This window comes from Desulfallas thermosapovorans DSM 6562 (genome assembly GCF_008124625.1).
Lineage (GTDB): Bacteria > Bacillota > Desulfotomaculia > Desulfotomaculales > Desulfallaceae > Sporotomaculum > Sporotomaculum thermosapovorans.
Map to the genome: position 1 here is coordinate 17,990 of NZ_VNHM01000011.1, position 17,684 is coordinate 35,673.

17 protein-coding genes and 1 other annotated feature are annotated in these 17,684 nt (G+C 54.3%); of the genes, 12 read left to right on the forward strand and 5 right to left on the reverse strand.

From position 1 onward, the window contains the following. Window positions 1-128: 128 nt before the first annotated feature. The 5 genes from csaB to LX24_RS10155 all read left to right on the forward strand — a co-directional run bounded on the left by csaB (window position 129) and on the right by LX24_RS10155 (window position 5,620). Window positions 129-1,229 carry a polysaccharide pyruvyl transferase CsaB gene (gene csaB / locus LX24_RS10135; RefSeq protein WP_166512045.1) on the forward strand — a complete coding sequence of 367 codons (1,101 nt, stop codon included), beginning with the start codon at window positions 129-131 and terminating at the stop codon, window positions 1,227-1,229. A gap of 145 nt (window positions 1,230-1,374) precedes the next feature. After that, window positions 1,375-1,827 carry a 3-hydroxyacyl-ACP dehydratase FabZ gene (gene fabZ / locus LX24_RS10140; protein ID WP_166512046.1) on the forward strand — a complete coding sequence of 151 codons (453 nt, stop codon included), beginning with the start codon at window positions 1,375-1,377 and terminating at the stop codon, window positions 1,825-1,827. A 220-nt stretch (window positions 1,828-2,047) separates the two neighbouring features. Further along, the gene (locus tag LX24_RS10145) at window positions 2,048-3,151 is read left to right on the forward strand and encodes an MraY family glycosyltransferase (RefSeq protein WP_166512047.1); all 1,104 of its coding nucleotides are present in this window, start codon (window positions 2,048-2,050) and stop codon (window positions 3,149-3,151) included. Between the two features lie 499 nt (window positions 3,152-3,650). Then, on the forward strand, window positions 3,651-4,526 hold the full coding sequence (galU, locus tag LX24_RS10150) for a UTP--glucose-1-phosphate uridylyltransferase GalU (protein WP_166512048.1): 876 nt from the start codon (window positions 3,651-3,653) through the stop codon (window positions 4,524-4,526). 161 nt (window positions 4,527-4,687) lie between these two features. Continuing rightward, window positions 4,688-5,620 carry an SDR family oxidoreductase gene (locus LX24_RS10155; protein ID WP_166512049.1) on the forward strand — a complete coding sequence of 311 codons (933 nt, stop codon included), beginning with the start codon at window positions 4,688-4,690 and terminating at the stop codon, window positions 5,618-5,620. 68 nt (window positions 5,621-5,688) lie between these two features. Here LX24_RS10155 and LX24_RS10160 read toward each other — a convergent pair whose 3' ends face one another. After that, complete coding sequence (locus tag LX24_RS10160; protein ID WP_166512050.1) at window positions 5,689-5,889, reverse strand: hypothetical protein; 201 nt, start codon at window positions 5,887-5,889, stop codon at window positions 5,689-5,691. A gap of 460 nt (window positions 5,890-6,349) precedes the next feature. On the opposite strand from LX24_RS10160, the gene LX24_RS10165 reads away from it, so the two are divergent. Further along, window positions 6,350-7,846 carry a phosphoglucomutase/phosphomannomutase family protein gene (locus tag LX24_RS10165; RefSeq protein ID WP_166512051.1) on the forward strand — a complete coding sequence of 499 codons (1,497 nt, stop codon included), beginning with the start codon at window positions 6,350-6,352 and terminating at the stop codon, window positions 7,844-7,846. A gap of 193 nt (window positions 7,847-8,039) precedes the next feature. Continuing rightward, the gene (locus LX24_RS10170) at window positions 8,040-9,071 is read left to right on the forward strand and encodes an NAD-dependent epimerase/dehydratase family protein (protein ID WP_166512052.1); all 1,032 of its coding nucleotides are present in this window, start codon (window positions 8,040-8,042) and stop codon (window positions 9,069-9,071) included. A gap of 59 nt (window positions 9,072-9,130) precedes the next feature. Here the strand turns inward: LX24_RS10170 and LX24_RS10175 are convergent, their stop codons facing one another. Together LX24_RS10175 and LX24_RS10180 are read right to left on the reverse strand one after the other, a co-directional pair. Next, a complete protein-coding gene (locus LX24_RS10175; protein ID WP_166512125.1) occupies window positions 9,131-10,498 on the reverse strand; it encodes a TrpB-like pyridoxal phosphate-dependent enzyme in 1,368 nt (455 codons plus the stop codon). 105 nt (window positions 10,499-10,603) lie between these two features. Next, window positions 10,604-10,850, reverse strand: a binding site (T-box leader). A 209-nt stretch (window positions 10,851-11,059) separates the two neighbouring features. Beyond that, window positions 11,060-12,274, reverse strand: a complete 1,215-nt coding sequence (locus LX24_RS10180) for a DegT/DnrJ/EryC1/StrS family aminotransferase (protein ID WP_166512053.1) — start codon at window positions 12,272-12,274, stop codon at window positions 11,060-11,062. A gap of 192 nt (window positions 12,275-12,466) precedes the next feature. On the opposite strand from LX24_RS10180, the gene LX24_RS10185 reads away from it, so the two are divergent. After that, window positions 12,467-12,700 (forward strand): YlmC/YmxH family sporulation protein, encoded by a 234-nt coding sequence (locus tag LX24_RS10185; RefSeq protein WP_166512054.1) that lies wholly within the window; start codon window positions 12,467-12,469, stop codon window positions 12,698-12,700. A gap of 270 nt (window positions 12,701-12,970) precedes the next feature. Here the strand turns inward: LX24_RS10185 and LX24_RS10190 are convergent, their stop codons facing one another. Next, on the reverse strand, window positions 12,971-13,210 hold the full coding sequence (locus tag LX24_RS10190; RefSeq protein ID WP_166512055.1) for a DUF2442 domain-containing protein: 240 nt from the start codon (window positions 13,208-13,210) through the stop codon (window positions 12,971-12,973). Window positions 13,211-13,243: 33 nt separating this feature from the next. Continuing rightward, window positions 13,244-13,498 carry a DUF4160 domain-containing protein gene (locus tag LX24_RS10195; RefSeq protein ID WP_243131699.1) on the reverse strand — a complete coding sequence of 85 codons (255 nt, stop codon included), beginning with the start codon at window positions 13,496-13,498 and terminating at the stop codon, window positions 13,244-13,246. A gap of 298 nt (window positions 13,499-13,796) precedes the next feature. Between LX24_RS10195 and metK the strand changes: the two genes are divergently transcribed. From metK to LX24_RS10215, 4 genes are all read left to right on the forward strand, one after another. After that, entirely contained in the window at window positions 13,797-14,987 is a 1,191-nt protein-coding gene (metK, locus tag LX24_RS10200) for a methionine adenosyltransferase (RefSeq protein ID WP_243131700.1), read from the forward strand. Between the two features lie 50 nt (window positions 14,988-15,037). Beyond that, window positions 15,038-15,217, forward strand: coding sequence for a hypothetical protein (locus tag LX24_RS10205; protein WP_166512056.1), 180 nt, complete (start codon window positions 15,038-15,040; stop codon window positions 15,215-15,217). Window positions 15,218-15,276: 59 nt separating this feature from the next. Then, entirely contained in the window at window positions 15,277-15,825 is a 549-nt protein-coding gene (locus LX24_RS10210) for a glycosyltransferase family protein (protein ID WP_166512057.1), read from the forward strand. 200 nt (window positions 15,826-16,025) lie between these two features. Further along, window positions 16,026-17,666, forward strand: coding sequence for a sensor domain-containing diguanylate cyclase (locus LX24_RS10215; protein WP_166512058.1), 1,641 nt, complete (start codon window positions 16,026-16,028; stop codon window positions 17,664-17,666). Window positions 17,667-17,684: the final 18 nt, after the last annotated feature.

The window sequence follows — 17,684 nt, forward strand, 5'->3', positions numbered from 1 at the left end:
TACCGGGTTATGAACCCCTTTATCGTGCCGGGAGCCAGGCCGGGGCGCGTGCGACGGGTTCGGGAGCCCTTTCAGTTTGTATAAATGTATGTTAAAATATGGACAATGTTAGCAAAGAAGGGACTATTATGGGCGATAAAGTGGTAATATCCGGCTACTACGGTTTTGGCAACCTGGGTGACGAGGCGGTACTGTACAGCATAATAGGGGCGCTGCGGCAAAACAACCCGGAGATGGCCATTACCGTGCTGTCCAACGACCCGCCTGCCACCGCCAGGGACTACGGGGTACACGCAGTGGATCGCTGGAACATGCGGGAGGTGGCCGGGGCGCTGCGGCGGGCCGATTTACTGATCAGCGGCGGGGGGAGTTTGCTGCAGGACGTTACCGGGCTGCAAAGCCTGCTCTATTACCTGGGGGTGATCTGGCTGGCCCGGCTGCTGCGCCGTCCGGTGATGTACTACGCCCAGGGCATCGGCCCGGTGACCACCAAAGCGGGCCGGCGGCTGGTGGGCTTTACCACCGGGCGGGTGCAGGCGGTGACGGTGCGGGATGAGGAGTCGCTGCACGATCTACAGGCCATGGGAGTTAAGCGGCCTGTGCAGGTGACCGCCGACCCGGTGCTGGGCCTGCGCCGCGAGGACATAGACATGTCCGCGGGGGCGGAAATACTGCGGCAGCACGACATAACGCCGGGAACGGGCGTGGTGGGGGTTTCGGTGCGACCGCTGCCCGGTTCATCCGGCTGGGAGCTGGAACTGGCCCGGGCCTGTGACCGGCTGGCCCGGGCGGGGCGGACCATCGTCTTTGTGCCCATGCACAGCCCGGGTGATTTGGCGGTCTCCCGGGAAGTGGCGGCGGGGATGCTGGAACCGCACAAGATTATCAGCACCAAACTTACCGTACCGCAAATGATTTCCCTGGTGGGCAACCTGGACCTGCTGGTGGGTATGCGCCTGCACGCCCTGATATTTGCAGCGGTGTGCGGTGTGCCCCCGGTGGGTATCGCCTACGACCCCAAGGTGGAGCGGTTTTTAAACCGTATCGGGCTGGCCCCCGCGGGAAAACCCGCTGATATAAACGACCTGGAACTGGCCAACCTGGCCGAGACCTGTCTGGCGGAAAAAGAACAGCTGGCGGCTAATATGGCCGCGAAAATGAGCGAGCTGCAAAGGGCCGCCAGCAGCACCGCGAGTTTGGCGCTGCAAATAACCGGCCATGGCCGCTGACCCGCTATCGTTGTTTGGACGGTGGTTAACGCTTGGCAGTGGCCGCTTGGCGCTGTCTATTTGGCAGTGGCTGCTGGGCCGGTGATGGCCGCTCGGCCGGTGGTGCCGTCTAGATACACAAAAAATAAATAAAGGGGTGTTGGATATGGCTGGTGTGGCCAACGGGGCCATAAATATAAAGGATATTATGAATATACTGCCCCACCGTTACCCGTTTTTGTTGGTGGACAGGATTCAAGAACTGGTGCCCGGTGTACGGGCGGTGGGTATTAAAAACGTGAGTGTTAACGAGCAGTTTTTCCAGGGGCACTTTCCGGGCCACCCGGTGATGCCCGGGGTGCTGATCATCGAGGCCATGGCCCAGGTGGGTGCGGTGGCCGTGCTGAGCACGCCTGAATTTACCGGAAAGCTGGCTTTGTTTGCGGGTATCGATAAAGCGCGCTTCAGGCGGCAGGTGGTGCCCGGGGATGTGCTGCATCTGGATGTGGAACTGCTGCGGGTGCGCGGCAGCCTGGGTAAGGGCAAGGGTATCGCCAAGGTGGGCGATGAAGTGGTGGCTGAGGCCGAGTTGCTTTTTGCGCTGGTGGACAAAGAATAACGAAGTTTTATTTCATTCAGCATAAACCGGCGCATAGTGACTCTCCGGCGCATAAAACCGCGCGCTGCGGGGGCGGGTGGACAAACCCTGCGCATTGGCGGCTTATTTGAAGATTTCGCCGGAATATTGGCGATAACTGCGCTTTGTGCAAACCGCGCTGCCGGTGATAAAATAAAGAGACATGTCTTAAGCCGAATATTAGCCGGCTGGAGGGATTTGCGTGGAAAAATATATACTGCCCCTGGTGCTGGCCCTGGTATTGGGTTACCTGGTCACCCCCGGCGTGCGGGTGCTGGCCGTTAAGGCAGGGGCGCTGGATCATCCCGATCCTCGCAAGGTGCATAACGGTGTAATGCCCCGCATGGGTGGACTGGCTGTGTACCTGGCCTTTGTGCCCGGGGTGCTGTTGCTCCGGTATTTGTTTCCCGGGGCGGTGCTGCCAGTGTGGGGATTGATTGCCGGTGCCACGGTAATGCTGCTGGTGGGGGTGCTGGATGACATCCGGGGTATTTCCCCGCGGGTTAAACTGCTGGGGCAGGTTGTGGCCGCACTGGTGGTTATAGCCTTTGACATCCAGATACATTATATAACCAACCCGTTAACCGGGCAGATGTTGTTTTTGGGGCTGCTCAGTATTCCCATCACCGTGTTCTGGGTGGTGGCCGTAACCAACGCGGTAAACCTTATCGACGGCCTGGACGGCCTGGCCGGCGGTGTGTCGTGCATAGCGGCGTTGACCATGGCTGCGGTGGCCTGGACACAGGGGCACATATTCGGGGTTGGCGGCATGCCTGAAATGATTATGCTGGCCCTGGTGCTGGTGGCGGCGGTAACCGGTTTCCTGAAGCATAATTTTCACCCGGCCACCATATTCCTGGGTGATTCGGGGTCACTGTTTCTCGGGTTTACCCTGGCGGTAATGTCCATCATGAGCCTGACCAAAAGCGCCACGGCGGTGTCGGTGATTATTCCCCTGGTCATCCTGGGGGTACCCCTGCTGGACACCTTCTTTGCGGTGATCAGGCGTTATAACAAGCATAAGCCTATATTTCAGCCCGACCGTGAACACTTGCACCACCAGCTCATGGCCATGGGCCTGAGCCACCGGCAGACGGTGCTGGTTATATACGCCATCAGTGCTTTCCTGGGATTAACCGCTGTGGTACTGAACCTGGTGAGCGGTGACCATGCACTGGTAATGCTGGTTATACTGGCGATGGTGCTGATTTACCTGGCCGACCGCGTGGGAGTGCTGGGCTTTTCCCACCGGATGAGGCACAGAATGACCGATGAATACAACGAGCGGCGGTCCTCTAAAATGTAGGACCGCTTTTTTATTCGACCAATTGATCGCTTCGATAAAAAGTTTAAGGTAAAACTTAACGCAGGTAATCCGGAAAATATCCGGAAAACCGGTTTATTCACCACTGAGCCGCAACCGGTTTGAAAAAAGTGGGGTTCAAGAACCGGGTTTAACTTGAACCATCCTGTGCCTTGTTAACAGAAGATTAAGAGGACTGTTACAAAAAAGGATTTATGGGTTATATATGGAAGTATTTATAAACACCGAAACAGGCCGGAGGCATTGCCAAATATTTGAAGTGGTGCCACCCGGAGAATGTAGCATCCAATAAACTAATGTAAGCAAGGTCATTTGCCAAACATTTGAAGCACTGCCAGCATATATATAAATGTAATATGTCGACCGGTCTGGTAAGGGTAAATATAGTTTAAAGCTGCCGGGCGCACAATTTCTTGTTCGGGGATGGGCGCGTGCGTATGCTGTTGCCAGTGAATGTGGCGGAACGGAGGAGGGTATACCAGTGCGGATTAAAAAGGCGGTTATTCCTGCAGCCGGTTTGGGAGTGCGTTTTTTACCGGCCACCAAAGCGCTTCCCAAAGAAATGATTCCCATTGTGGATAAGCCGACCATTCAGTACATAATAGAGGAAGCGGTAAGATCAGGCATTGAGGACATATTGATTATTACCGGGCGGAATAAAAAGTCCATTGAGGATCACTTTGATAAATCCACCAGCCTGGAAAATCACCTGCGCAGCAAAGGTAAGGAGGATTTGCTTAAAATAGTGGAGGAGACCGGCAACCTGGCTGAAATTCATTATGTGCGGCAAAAGGAGCCCCGGGGGCTGGGGCATGCCGTGCACTGTGCCCGGCGATTTGTGGGTGACGAGCCCTTTGCCGTGCTGCTGGGGGACGATATTGTGCACAGCGAGGTGCCCTGCCTGAAGCAGTTGATGGACTTATATGAAGAGGTGCAGGGTTCGGTTATCGGCGTCAAGGAGGTTCCCCCGGCGGATGTCAGCAAATACGGCGTTCTGGACGCCGAACCGGTCAAAGAGAACATCTACCGGGTGCACAGCCTGGTGGAAAAACCGCCTCTGGAGGAGGCGCCGTCCCGGCTGGCTATTATGGGGCGATATATTATCGAGCCCGAGATATTTGATATTTTGGCCTGCACCAAACCCGGCGCGGGCGGAGAAATACAGCTTACCGACGCCCTGAAGGAACTGGCCCTGCAAAAGGCTATGTACGGGCTGGTGTTCGATGGCAAGCGTTACGATGTGGGTGACAAGCTGGGCTACCTCAAGGCGATGGTGGAGTTTGCCCTGAACCGGCCGGACCTGGCCGGGGAATTCCGCAATTACCTGGAAGATGTCGTGGCGGGTAGGGTAAAATAACTTACAGCCATCTTTCAACCTTATATGCATGCCCATTCCAGGGCACAAAACGTCATGAAAGAATTTCTTTCAACCTTGGGAGCACCCGGCATCAGTTTTGACGGCGCCGGTTGACTTTGATAAATTAGCGGGGTAGGTTTTTAAGCCCGTGGGAGGATTTTATGCGAGTTTTGGTTACGGGGGGAGCCGGCTTTATCGGCTCCCATATAGTGGATGCACTGATTGCCCGGGGGGCGCAAACCGCCGTGCTGGACAATTTGTCCACCGGGCGGTTTGAAAATATTGACCCCCGGGTGAATTTTTACAAGGGCGATCTGCGGGACGAAAAGTTTGTGCGGGATACATTGCGGTCCGAAAAACCCGACTATGTTATTCATCATGCCGCCCAGATCGATGTACAGACCAGCGTGGATAACCCCGCCGCTGATGCCGCCATTAACATTATGGGCACCATAAATTTGCTGGAGGCCTGCCGTGCCTGCGCTGTACGGAAAATAATCTATGCCTCCTCGGCGGCGGTATACGGCAATCCCCGCTACCTGCCCGTGGACGAGAAGCACCCGGTACACCCGCTGTCCGGATACGGTGTTTCCAAGCATACCGTGGAACATTATTTGGCGGTGTATCAGGCCTTGTACGGCCTGGATTACACTGCACTGCGTTACGCCAACGTATACGGCCCCCGGCAGGACGCCACCGGGGAAGGCGGCGTGGTGGCCATATTTACAGACCGTTTGCTGCGCGGGCAGCGGTGCCGGATATACGGCGACGGCAAGCAGACCAGGGACTTTGTCTTTGTGGGAGACGTGGCCCGGGCCAACCTGGCGGCGCTGGAGGCGGACAGTGCAGCGGGCAGCGGTGTCTACAACATCAGCACCGGCCTGCCCACATCGGTCAATGAGCTCTACAACATTTTGCGGGAAATCACCGGCAGCGGGCTAGAACCGGAATATTGCCCGCCCCGGGCCGGTGACATTGAACACAGTTACCTGGACGAAAGGGCGGCGGCCACCGGCCTTAAGTGGCGGGCAACGCGAACTTTGGTTGACGGCCTGCGGGATACGGTGGAATATTACAAACAAACGCAGGATTGAAACAGGAAGATGAAGCCCGAACTGAGATCGTAGGATTTTACGGCTGATAAATAGTTACCCGGCCACCATTAACTGCTGGTGGCCTTTATTAATCTACCGTGGGGCGTAAGGTGGTAATACATATTATCCCGTGGGCCGGGGGTGGAAAAGCCGGTTAAGCGACCGGCCCGCTCCCGGTCTTTTTTTATCCGGGCCAGGTATTGCCGGTACATACCGGTCCGGTGGGTGTCCTCCACTTTGGTTAATCTGAAACAGTGATTGTCACGCATAATAGATCATCCGCCTCTCAAATTTGTTGGGAAATATTATAAAAAAACCGGGTTTTTGCGTTTTGCCGGGTCACGTTTGCCAGGTGCCGGGTGTGAAAGGTCGATATAGCTCTCAACCTTATATCCATGCTTTTCCAGGGTACAAAGGGTCATGAAAGAATTTCTTTCAGACTTCAAATACCCGGCACCAGAGATTTATTCCGGCCTTTGGGGTGAAATTCCTGGTGAATTATGCATAAACAGGCATAACCCAGGAAAAATAATGTTTGTACATTATACGCTGCAAGTGGCAGAATATGTATGCGTGTGCTATAATTATTCATTATAGATAGTGATAAAATTAAACGTTTAATCCCCGGTGCATAAGCCCGGGGCGTATGTGCATAGTGATAATAACGGTTTTCAGCAATAATTATTTCAGACACGTCAGTGGCAAGAATAAATACGGGAGGGCTCTAATTTGAGAAAATTGAAATTCGGCACAGATGGCTGGCGGGGCATTATCGCCGACGATTTTACCTTTGAAAACCTGCGCATAGTTTCCCAGGCGGTGGCCGATTATGTAAACGGACAGGGCGCGGGGCATAAAGGGATAGTGGTGGGATACGATAACCGCTTTTTGTCGGACCGGTTTGCGGATACAGTGGCGGACGTGATGATCCAGAACGGGATTAAAGTTTACCTGGCCGACAGTCCTCTGCCTACCCCGGTGACTGCCTTTGCCGTTAAGGTGCACGAAGCTGCGGGTGCGGTGATGCTCACCGCCAGTCATAATCCGCCGGAATACAACGGGTTCAAGTTTATACCCGATTATGCCGGCCCGGCGTTGCCACATATTACCGGGGCCATTGAAGAAAATATAACCCGTCTACAGAACAAGATGCTGCCGGCGCGGTGGGCGGACCAGGAGCAGGCGATGGAACTGGCCGATGTTTTAAGGCCGGGGGATGACGCGGCCAGGGCAGCCCACCGGAAGGAACCCGCCGTGGCTGAACGGATTATCATTGATCCCCGCCCTGAATATTTCGAACACCTGGAGCAATTGGTGGACATGGAGGCCATAGGCCGGGCCAACCTGCAGGTGATGGTGGATGCCATGCACGGCAGCGGCATGGGGTATTTGAATGTGCTGCTGGAAAAGGCGGGCACCATGGTCAAGCAATGCCGCTGTTACCGGGACCCGCTGTTTGGTGGAGGTATGCCCGAGCCCACCGGCAAAACCCTGACCGGGGTTTGCGACTGGATCAAGGAAAGGGAGGGCCGCCTGGGGCTGGCGCTGGACGGTGACGCCGACCGGTTCGGTATCATCGACGACGGCGGGGTTTATGTAACCCCCAACCAGTTTCTGCCCCTGCTTTATCACCACCTGATCACGGTTAAAGGCCTGGTGGGGCCGGTCACCCGTACCGTAGCCACCACCCACATGCTGGACCGTATCGCCCGCCGGCACGGCCAGGAGGTTTACGAAACCGCCGTGGGCTTTAAATATATCGGGCAAAATTTACTGGAAAAAGGCTGTGTGCTGGGCGGCGAGGAAAGCGGCGGCCTGTCCATTAAAGGGCACATTCCCGAAAAGGACGGCATTTTGGCGGGATTGCTGGCGGTGGAGATAGTGGCGATGCACCGTAAAAACCTGCTGGCGCTGGCCCGGGATGTAGCCGAAGAATATGGCGGCCCGTTGTACAGCGAGCGCCTTGATGTGCGCACCACCCCCCTGAAGAAACAGCCTGTGCTCGATAAGCTGGGGGAATTCAATCCCGCCGTGTTGGGTGGTACCCCGGTAGCCGGGCGGGTTACCGTGGACGGTGTCAAGTTGTTGTTAGAAAGCGGTGAGTGGGTGCTGGTGCGGGCTTCGGGCACCGAGCCCGTGTTCAGAATTTACGTGGAAACCCACCGGCCCGAGCGGGTTAAAGAGTTGAGCCGGGAGGTGGCGGTGCAAATAGGGCTGGACGACTAGCCCAAAGCGGTATATTAGCGGTATATTAATTGAGCCCGGGCAAAGGAGACCGCCGGGCTTTTTTATTGGGCCGGCGATAGAAATTTATGTTGCGCTTTGGATGAAAATTGGTTACACTCGACTCCAGGGAACTGTGAGACGATGGTATATAAAATAACCTTTACGGAGAAGTGAAATAAAAGGAGAAAACTGCATGAATCCAAATCATCAAGAGGCGGGCCAAACAAAAACCTATCTTATTACCGGAGCGGCGGGTTTTATCGGTTATTTTCTGGCCAGGCGCCTGTTGGAGCAGGGTTGCCGGGTGACCGGCATTGATAATATAAATGATTACTATGATGTAAATCTCAAGTACGCCCGTCTGGAACAGCTTAAACAGTTTGACGGGTTTACCTTTATCAAGAATGATATATCGGATAAACCCGCGGTTTTTAAAATCTTTGAACGGTACAAGCCCGGTGTGGTGGTGAATTTGGCCGCCCAGGCCGGGGTGCGGTATTCGCTGGAGAACCCGGATGCCTATATGCAGAGCAATATCATCGGTTTTTATAATATCCTTGAGGCCTGCCGGTATCATCCCGTTGAACATTTAGTGTATGCCTCATCCAGCTCTGTATACGGGGCCAATAGAAAGGTGCCCTTCGCCGAAACCGATTTTGTTGATCACCCGGTATCACTTTATGCGGCCACCAAAAAATCCAATGAATTAATGGCCCACACCTACAGTCATCTTTACCGGATACCGGCCACGGGACTGCGTTTTTTCACTGTTTACGGCCCCATGGGCAGGCCGGATATGGCTTATTTCGGATTCACCGACAAGTATTTCAGGGGCGAGCCCATCAGGATATTCAACAACGGCGACTTTGTCAATGATTTGTACCGGGACTTTACATATATCGATGATATTGTGGAGGGGATGGTAAGGCTGCTGGGCCATGCCCCCGGAGGTGCCGTGCCCCATACGGTCTACAATATCGGCAACAACAAACCGGAAAAGCTGATGGTGTTTATAGCGGCACTGGAGCAGGCCCTGAGCCGGGCCACCGGCAGGGAGGTTGTATTTGACAAAATATTTGAACCCCTGAAGCCGGGCGATGTGCCCGCCACTTATGCCGACACGGGTTTATTACAGGAAGCGGTGGGATTTAAACCCGAAACTTCCATAGAAGAAGGACTGCAGAGGTTTGCGGACTGGTACGTTGAGTATTATAAGGTGGAATGAGGCAATTTACGGAACAGTAAACCCCCGCCGGATTAACCGGCAGGGGTTTATTAATCTTCCTATTCCACCTTGGGCAGCTTGTCGAAGCCCCTTTGCAAATCTTCATCGGTGGGAATATAGTCCGTCATGGTCCCGTCATTATATTGCATATAGGCGTGCATATCGAAATAGCCTGTCCCGGTGAGGCCGAACAAAATGGTTTTGGCTTCCCCGGATTCCTTGCACTTGAGCGCCTCTTCAACGGCGCTGTGGATGGCGTGGGCGGATTCGGGTGCGGGCAGGATCTGCTCCAGTTTGGAGAACAGCACTGCCGATTCGAACACCTTGGTTTGCTCCACAGAGGTGGCTTCCATGTACCCGTCGTGATAAAGCTTGGAAAGGGCGGGGGACATGCCGTGGTAGCGGAGCCCCCCGGCGTGGTTGGCCGAAGGTATAAATTCGCTCCCCAGGGTGTACATTTTGGCCAGCGGGGTTACTTTCCCGGTATCGCAAAAGTCATAGGCGTATTTGCCGCGGGTCAGTGAGGGGCACGAAGCCGGTTCCACCGCGATAATGCGGGGGTTGGCCTTGCCGGTCAGTTTATCTTGCATGAAGGGTGCCATGAGACCGCCCAGGTTGGAGCCGCCGCCGGCACAGCCGATAACGATGTCCGGGTACTCGCCCAGTTTTTCCATGGCGGCTTTGCTTTCCAGGCCGATTACCGACTGGTGCAGCAGCACCTGGTTCATCACCGAGCCAAGGGCGTAACGGCACTTGTCATCTTTCAGGGAAAGCTCAATGGCCTCTGAAATGGCGCAGCCCAGGCTGCCCCCGGTATTGGGGTCCTCTTTCAGGATGGCACGTCCCACTTCGGTGGTATCCGAAGGGCTGGGGATAATTTTCCCGCCGTAGGTCTCAATGACGGCTTTCCGGAAGGGCTTTTGCTCGTAGGATACCTTAACCATATATACCGTAAGGTCCAGGCCGAAGTAAGCGCAGGCCATGGCCAGGGCGGTACCCCATTGCCCGGCCCCGGTTTCCGTGGTCAGGGAGGTGAGGCCCTGGGCTTTGGCGTAGTACGCCATGGCCGCCGCGGCATTCAGTTTGTGGCTGCCGGATGTGTTGTTGCCTTCGAATTTAAAGTAAATCCTGGCGGGCGTGTCCAGCGCCTTTTCAAGATTGTAGGCCCTGATTAACGGCGATGGCCTGAATGTTTTATAATATTCCAGCACCTCCTCGGGTATATCGATATACCGGGTGGTGGCGTCCATTTCCTGGTTGGCCAGTTCTTCGCAGAATACCGGGTATAGATCTTCGGCGGTCAGTGGTTTGAGGGTGCCCGGGTTTAACAAAGGTGCGGGTTGTTCCGGCATGTCCGCCCGGATGTTATACCACTGCTTGGGAATTTCTTCTTCGGTCAGGTAAGTTCTGTAAGGTATTTTCACTATTGTTTTACCCCCTTCATTTGATGGATTATTGATGGTCGCAATGTAAATAGTGAGCATTCGGCTGTTATTATTATGCTTAAATATAAATAAAAACTCTTGTCCATCTATTGGGACAAGAGTTTAAACTCATGCGGTACCACCCGAATTGGCCAAAGGCCCACTTGTTCCGCACACCGTCATGTGCGCTCCCTTGGTAACGAGTGGAGTTCTCGTCGATCACTACTTTGCCCCGCGGCATTTGGCGATCGCCCTCACCAGTCCATTCAACTTGACTGCAACTGCCGCAATCCCAGCCCCTGCGGCTCTCTGGGAGTCCAGTTTCAAGTTTACTTCTCTGGTTCATCGGTTGATATATACCTGACATTTTACATATATATTTAAAATTTGTCAATATCGTTCTATTTTGAATACTGGCGCCGGCACCATCAATACTTAAGTTGCTATAAAAAGCTGTTCCAAAAAAACCGTGCGGTATTTGCTTGTAATTTCTACGAGAGCCGGCTTTTGTGGTGCTCTTGTTTGTGCTGTTGAATGCTATTCGAACAAACTAATCTGGTATTTTTATGCCAGCGTTGCGACCGAGAATACCTTTTCCGCGGCCAGGCAAATATCCCGCATATCTTCCGCGCCCAGGGTGGGGTGCACCAGAAACATCAGCGATGTTTCCCCCAGTTCTTTGGCTGTCTTTAACCGCCCGGGCGGGCCAAGCCCGGCACCGGTAAAGGCCTTTTCCAGGTATATTTCACTGCAGCTGCCGCTGAAACAGGGAATCCCCTCGGCGCACAGGGCCACCATGATGCGGTCCCGGTCCCACCCGGGCTTTAATTTTTCCGGCTTGACAAAAGTATAATACTTATAGTAAGCATGCTGGATACCCGCGGGCGGGATGGTCACCCGCAGCGCGGGAATTGCCGACAAGCCCCGGTCCAGGAGACGGGCGTTGCGGCGGCGCTTTTCCAGCCAGCCGGGTAATTTGCCCAGCATAACGCGGCCGATGGCGGCCTGCATTTCCGTCAGCCGCCAGTTGGTGCCGAAGGATTCATGCAGCCAGCGAAAACCGGGAGGGTGCCGGCGGTGGTACACTGCATGGTAGCTTTTGCCGTGGTCTTTGTAACTCCATGCTTTTTCCCAGATGTCCCTGTTGTTGGTGGTCAGCATACCGCCTTCGCCGCCGGTGGTCATAATTTTGTCCTGGCAGAAGGAAAATGCGGCCACATCACCCAGGGAGCCCACCGGGCGCCCTTTGTAGGTGGCCCCGTGGGCCTGGGCGCAGTCTTCAATAACAAACAGCCCCTTTTCTTTGGCCAGGGCCAGGATGGGGTCCATGTCACAGGGCCACCCGGCCAGGTGCACGGCAATGATCGCCCTGGTTTTGGGGGTCAGGGCTGCGGCAATGGTTTGGGCGGTGATATTCTGGCTTACCGGGTCCACGTCGGCCATTACGGGTACCGCGCCGCGCATTACCGCGCAGCTGGCCGAGGCGATGAAGGTGCGGCTGGCGACAATCACTTCATCCCCCGGTCCTATGCCCAGGGCGTGCAGGGCCAACTCCAGGGCTACGGTGCCGTTGGCCAGGGCGATGGCGTACCGACACCCGGCAAAGGAGGCAAATTCCTTTTCGAAAAGCCGTCCCTCGGAGCCTTTCCAGTAGTTGACTTGACCCGATTTTAACACGGCGGTTGCCGCCGCTGTTTCATCCGCTGAAAAATAAGGCCAGGGGGCGAAGGGGGCGGTGCGAACCGGGCGCCCACCCTTTATGGCCAACTGTTCAGGCATGATATTATTCAACTCCGTAAATTTGCAGTTTGTATTACAGATATATGCCGGGAGTATGGTGGCCGTCACCGGGGCGGGCTTCCATTTGGCTTGAATTTGAATTTGGATTTGATTTGGCGGTAATTTTGTCCCTTCGGGGGCAGTCACCAAAGGGTGACCCGGAGCATAGTATAATCAGGGAGGTGGCCCGTGGTGTTCAAAATTACCGAGCTTAACCGCAAGGATATTATAAATATAAAAACTGGTGCCAAGCTGGGTGCGGTGAAGGATGTGCAGGTTGATATGGCCGAGGGGAAAATACGGGCGCTGGTTTTGGAGGGTCCGCGTAAATTTTTCGGGCTTTTAAGCGCCGGTGGGGATATTGTGGTGCCCTGGGAAAAGATTAAGGTCATCGGTGTGGACGCGGTACTGGTGCAGGTGGATTGATGGTGCCGGGTACGGGGGCATATATTGAAATTAACTATGCCGGTCAAACGCATTTTTTGTAAATGGCGAGTTTACCGTTCTCAAGTAGTTGTATGTTGCCCTGGCATTAAAATCCCTAGTTTGCTATACATTAAAAACCCCGCAAACCCGTATAAAACAAGGGCCTGGGGGCTTTTTAACTTCGCATTACAGTTCTGGAAAATATGGTTGGTAGCATTGTCCACAGGGGTAGGAAATATTAGCTTATTATTCATAAAGGTTTTCTTATGGTTATTGGTAAGCTACACTTTTTTCATAAAGAACTTCTGGATCGATATCTGCTTGATTGCACCATTCGATGCTATCAAAACTTACTCGTACCGACCTGAATAATTTTTCATCTTTCAGTTCTTTAAAAATTCCTTTGTCCAGGTAGGGCTTCACATCGAATAGTTTTTTCTCTCCGTTTTCAAAAGTTAACAGAAGTTTATAATTCTCCAGGGATTTAACATCCACTACCGATAAATACATGATAAATCCCCCCTCTATCTTAAAGGCTCAATTTTAAACGGCAATTCTCCATTCATTGCCAGTACCCAGTACCCAGTTTGCTAATAATTCCTCCTGCCTTAATTCTGCCCAAGCTAGAACTAATTTAAGCTGTTTTCCAGGCAGATTCCCTTTAATTAATTCACAAGTGTTTATATCAATTATAGCTTTATATTTACCATAATACGCATGAAAGTGTGGTGGATTATGCTCATCAGGAGCGCAATACATTCTAATTATTATTCCATAAAACATGCTAATGGTCGGCATTAAATCACCTTTTTATTTTTCTTACAATTACCTATACTTATTGTAACACAAAATCAAACCTTGGGGGGAAGGGGTTTGCAAATTTTTTCTAGCGGATAAAGGATAAAATCTAGTATATGCTTTTAATAACAATGTCAGCTGTTTTATTGACAGTAATTTCAGCCCTTGCTAGAATAAACTTGGTTTTTTGTCGCAATGGAAATTAATTATGCCGGTCAAACGCATTTTTGTGTTAATGGCGATAATATATATTGCCGGGCTGCGTATTACCGTTGCAGTTACAAAGGAGGTTTATTTGTTGGCGAGACGTTTGTTTACTTCCGAGTCGGTTACCGAGGGTCACCCGGATAAAATAGCCGACCAGATATCCGATGCTATTTTGGACGAAATTATCGGCCAGGACCCTTACGCCCGGGTGGCCTGTGAAACCCTTGTCACCACCGGTCTGGTGCTGGTGAGCGGGGAGATAACCACCAAGTGTTACGTGGACATCCCCCGGGTAGTCCGGGAAACGGTACGGGAAGTCGGTTATACCCGGGCCAAGTACGGGTTTGACTGCGATACTTGTGCGGTGCTTACTTCCATTGATGAGCAGTCCCCTGATATTGCCATGGGTGTGGACAAGGCCCTGGAGGTCCGCTCCGGTGAAATTGTGGACGAAAAGCTGGAGTCCACCGGCGCCGGGGACCAGGGTATGATGTTTGGGTACGCCAGCAATGAAACGCCGGAATTGATGCCCATGCCCATTTCCCTGGCCCACCGTTTGGCCCGCCGCCTGGCTGTGGCCCGCAAGACCATGGAACTGCCTTACCTGCGCCCCGACGGCAAGTCGCAGGTGACGGTGGAGTATGAGGATGGCCGGCCTGTGCGGTTGGATACCATTATTATTTCCACCCAGCATGCTCCCCGGGCCAGTTTGGATATGATCCGCGAGGATGTTATTGAAAAGGTGATCAAACCCACGGTGCCCAAGGATATGATTGATGAAAACACCCGGTATCTGATCAACCCCACCGGGCGGTTTGTGGTGGGCGGTCCCCAGGGGGATACCGGGCTGACCGGGCGCAAGCTCATCGTGGATACTTACGGTGGCATGGCCCGGAACGGGGGCGGCGCCCTTTCGGGTAAGGATCCCACCAAGGTGGACCGCTCGGCCAGCTATGCCTTGCGTTATGTAGCTAAAAACATTGTGGCTGCGGGTTTGGCGGACAAGTGCGAGCTACAGGTGGCTTACGCCATCGGGGTGGCCCGTCCCGTGTCGGTGGCGGTGGAAACCTTCGGTACCGGCAAAGTTGACGAGGAGAAACTGGTGCGGGTGATTCAGGAAGTGTTTGACCTGCGTCCCGCCGCCATTATCAAGAACCTGGATCTGCGCCGGCCTATTTACAAAAACACTGCGGCCTACGGCCATTTTGGCCGCCGGGATATCGTGCTTCCCTGGGAGAGCACCGACAAAGTGGATGTACTGCGCAGCGCCTTTAATATGTAGAAACTAATATAAGGAGAGGAGCCAAAAGTCCCCCGCAGGGGGGATTTTTTTTGCGCAAGCAAGGGTGTGCCACCCCGCCGTTGGTGCTGTTCCGCCGGCTGGCGCTGCTTTGCTTATTAGTGTTGTCTCCGATTGGAGTTGCTCCTGGGATTTATGCTGCCTTTTCGATGGTGCCGTTTCTCCGGTGGTATCTCTCCGGCACCAAAGTTTATTCCCCCGCGCTGCTTTAATTAACCGCTGCTGGGCAAGTTGCATATGGTGGTGTAAGAGCTTGTGGGGGGTGTGGTGTATGGTGGCGGTATATGTAACAGCGGCGCTGTTTGCGCTCTGGCTGGCGGTGATGCTTTACCGGGTGTGGCGCATGGTCCTTGCCGACGGGGAAACCGGTGCAAAAGCCCCGGGGGGTTCAACCGGGGAGGTTGCCGTTGGAACGGTTGAGGCCGGGATAATGGATAACGCCGGTTTTAATGTCACCGGTGGTAACCGGGATGGCGGCAGCGGTGGGACTGTGCCCCGGCGACTGGCGGTGTTGGTGCAGGATCAAGCCGGTGGCGTGGAGGGATTTGTGCACCGGCTGGCGGCGTTTTTGCATGGCAACCCGGAGTTGCGGGTGGCGCTGGTGGATGGAGGTTCCACCGACGAGACGGGATTTATTTTGGAACGCCTGGCCCGGCGCTATAATATGGAGTTCCACCGGCTGGCAGGGGAAAAGTGCTGCTGTGACGGAACAACTGTCCCGGGCCGGGGCCGGGAACGGGTTCGCTGTCTGGATTTGCGCGGCCTGTCCCGGGGTGAATTGCTGCTGCTTGATTTACACCGTGCGGCCGGCATGCAGTGAACCGGGTCTTCTTCATTAATTTGTTTGCCGGGCAATGATTTACTTGCTGAAGTAAAGGTAAAGTGTTTCCTTTGTCGAATTAACTTTATAAAGTGGCGATGTTGTTGATTCCCGCCCGGTGGGCCGGGTTTCGGCAGCCGCGGTGCGGTTGGGGGACAGGTGGTTTACCGGGAATAACGAAGGAAACGGGTGAAAAGGGTTTGCGTAAAGTCAGAAGGTTACCCTTTATCATATATACCTGGCTGGTTATCGTGTTGGGCATATGGCTGCTTTATTATACCTTTCCCCAGCTAAACCTGGATTTGGGGCGGGAGCTCTTGATCATGGTGGGCTTTGGGGTGCTGGCCGAGTGGTTGGCCGTGTCGTTTCCCCAGGGGCAGTTGACCGGAGGGTTTGCCGTCATCCTGTCCACTTACCTGATTTACGGGCCTGTGCCCGCGGCCTGGGTCAACGCCCTGGCCACGGTGCTGGGGCAGGGTGTGGCCAACCGCGGCAATCCACTGCGCACCACGCTATTTAATGCAGCCCAGTATGTACCCGTGGTGCTGGGGGCTAATTTTGTCTACGTGCTGGCGGGCGGCGAGGTGGCCCGGGGATTGCACTGGGCAAACGGCTGGCCATTAACTTTGTTTATACTGGCGTACTATTTGTTTAACCAGCTTTTTGTCTACATATACACCCTGCCGGTGCGCGGCGGTTATCCCTTGCTGCAGTGGCCCGACGCATTGCGCTGGGATGGTATTACCTATTTGCTGGCTGTGCCCGTGGGCTTATTAATGGTGTTATTGTACAACCATATCGGTATTTATGGTACGCTGCTGCTGTTTATACCCATGCTGGCGGTACAGTTTGTGCTGAGATTCTACGTACACCTGGTACTGGCCAACCGGGAATTGCGGGTGCTGTACGAGGTGGCCGGTAAACTGGGGGGCAATTTAAATTTAAAGGAGATTTTTGATTTACTGCTGCGGGAGTCCAGGCGAGTAACCGGCTTCCATAACGGGATTATATACCTGTGGTCGGAGGAAAAGCAGTGTTATGTGGTGGAGGCTGCCACGGGTACCCATGCCGGGTTGTTCCGGGGCTCGGTGGTACAGCGGGGCGAGGGTTTTTTGGGCCGGGCGGCCTTAAGCGGGGAGTGCCACCTGGTGGACGATGCCCGGGAGGATGAACGTACCCTGGGGGATATAGGATTCACCCAATTGCACCGTTCCCTGGTGGTGGTGCCCCTGGTGGCCGAGACCGGGGTGCTGGGCCTTTTGGTGCTGGGGGATAAGCGGGCCGGCTTTTTTGATGATAAACATGTGCAGATACTGACCATTCTCGGCGGGCAGGCCGCGGTGGCCATTGCCAATGTGCATTTGAAGTCTCTACTGGACCGGGCGGCCATAACCGACGGCCTGACGGGGCTGTATAATTACCGGTATTTTTATCACCGCTGCCTGGGTGAGTTGGAACGGGCCCGCCGCTATGACGAAAACGTTGCGCTGGTGATGGTGGATATTAATAATTTCAAGCAGGTGAACGACCACTATGGCCACTCGGCCGGGGATGCGGTGCTGGCCGCGGTGGCCGGGGTGATTCGGGATCAATTGCGCGACGGCGACCTGGCGGCCCGCTTTGGGGGTGATGAATTTGCCGTGCTGCTGCCCCGGACAGGCCCCGCCGAGGCCAAGCACGTGGCGGACAGGCTGCGACTGGCTGTGCGGGAGTATGTCTTTGAAGCGGGCGAGCGGCGCATTCTGGTGTACGTTACCACAGCCACGGCCACTTTCCCCGGCGATGCAGCCGGCCTTGATGAGCTGTTCAAGGTTGCCCTCAAGGGGTTGGAGCAACAGTGATGTGTTACCGGCCGGGCT

Bases quoted from the DNA above. Each gene is read 5' to 3' on its own strand.
- fabZ (WP_166512046.1), top strand. From the start codon at position 1,375: ATGGCTGGTGTGGCCAACGGGGCCATAAATATAAAGGATATTATGAAT.
- LX24_RS10170 (WP_166512052.1), top strand. From the start codon at position 8,040: ATGAATCCAAATCATCAAGAGGCGGGCCAAACAAAAACCTATCTTATT.
- LX24_RS10210 (WP_166512057.1), top strand. From the start codon at position 15,277: ATGGTGGCGGTATATGTAACAGCGGCGCTGTTTGCGCTCTGGCTGGCG.
- LX24_RS10190 (WP_166512055.1), bottom strand. From the start codon at position 13,210: ATGTATTTATCGGTAGTGGATGTTAAATCCCTGGAGAATTATAAACTT.
- LX24_RS10180 (WP_166512053.1), bottom strand. From the start codon at position 12,274: ATGCCTGAACAGTTGGCCATAAAGGGTGGGCGCCCGGTTCGCACCGCC.
- LX24_RS10195 (WP_243131699.1), bottom strand. From the start codon at position 13,498: ATGCCGACCATTAGCATGTTTTATGGAATAATAATTAGAATGTATTGC.
- csaB (WP_166512045.1), top strand. From the start codon at position 129: ATGGGCGATAAAGTGGTAATATCCGGCTACTACGGTTTTGGCAACCTG.
- LX24_RS10160 (WP_166512050.1), bottom strand. From the start codon at position 5,889: ATGCGTGACAATCACTGTTTCAGATTAACCAAAGTGGAGGACACCCAC.
- LX24_RS10155 (WP_166512049.1), top strand. From the start codon at position 4,688: ATGCGAGTTTTGGTTACGGGGGGAGCCGGCTTTATCGGCTCCCATATA.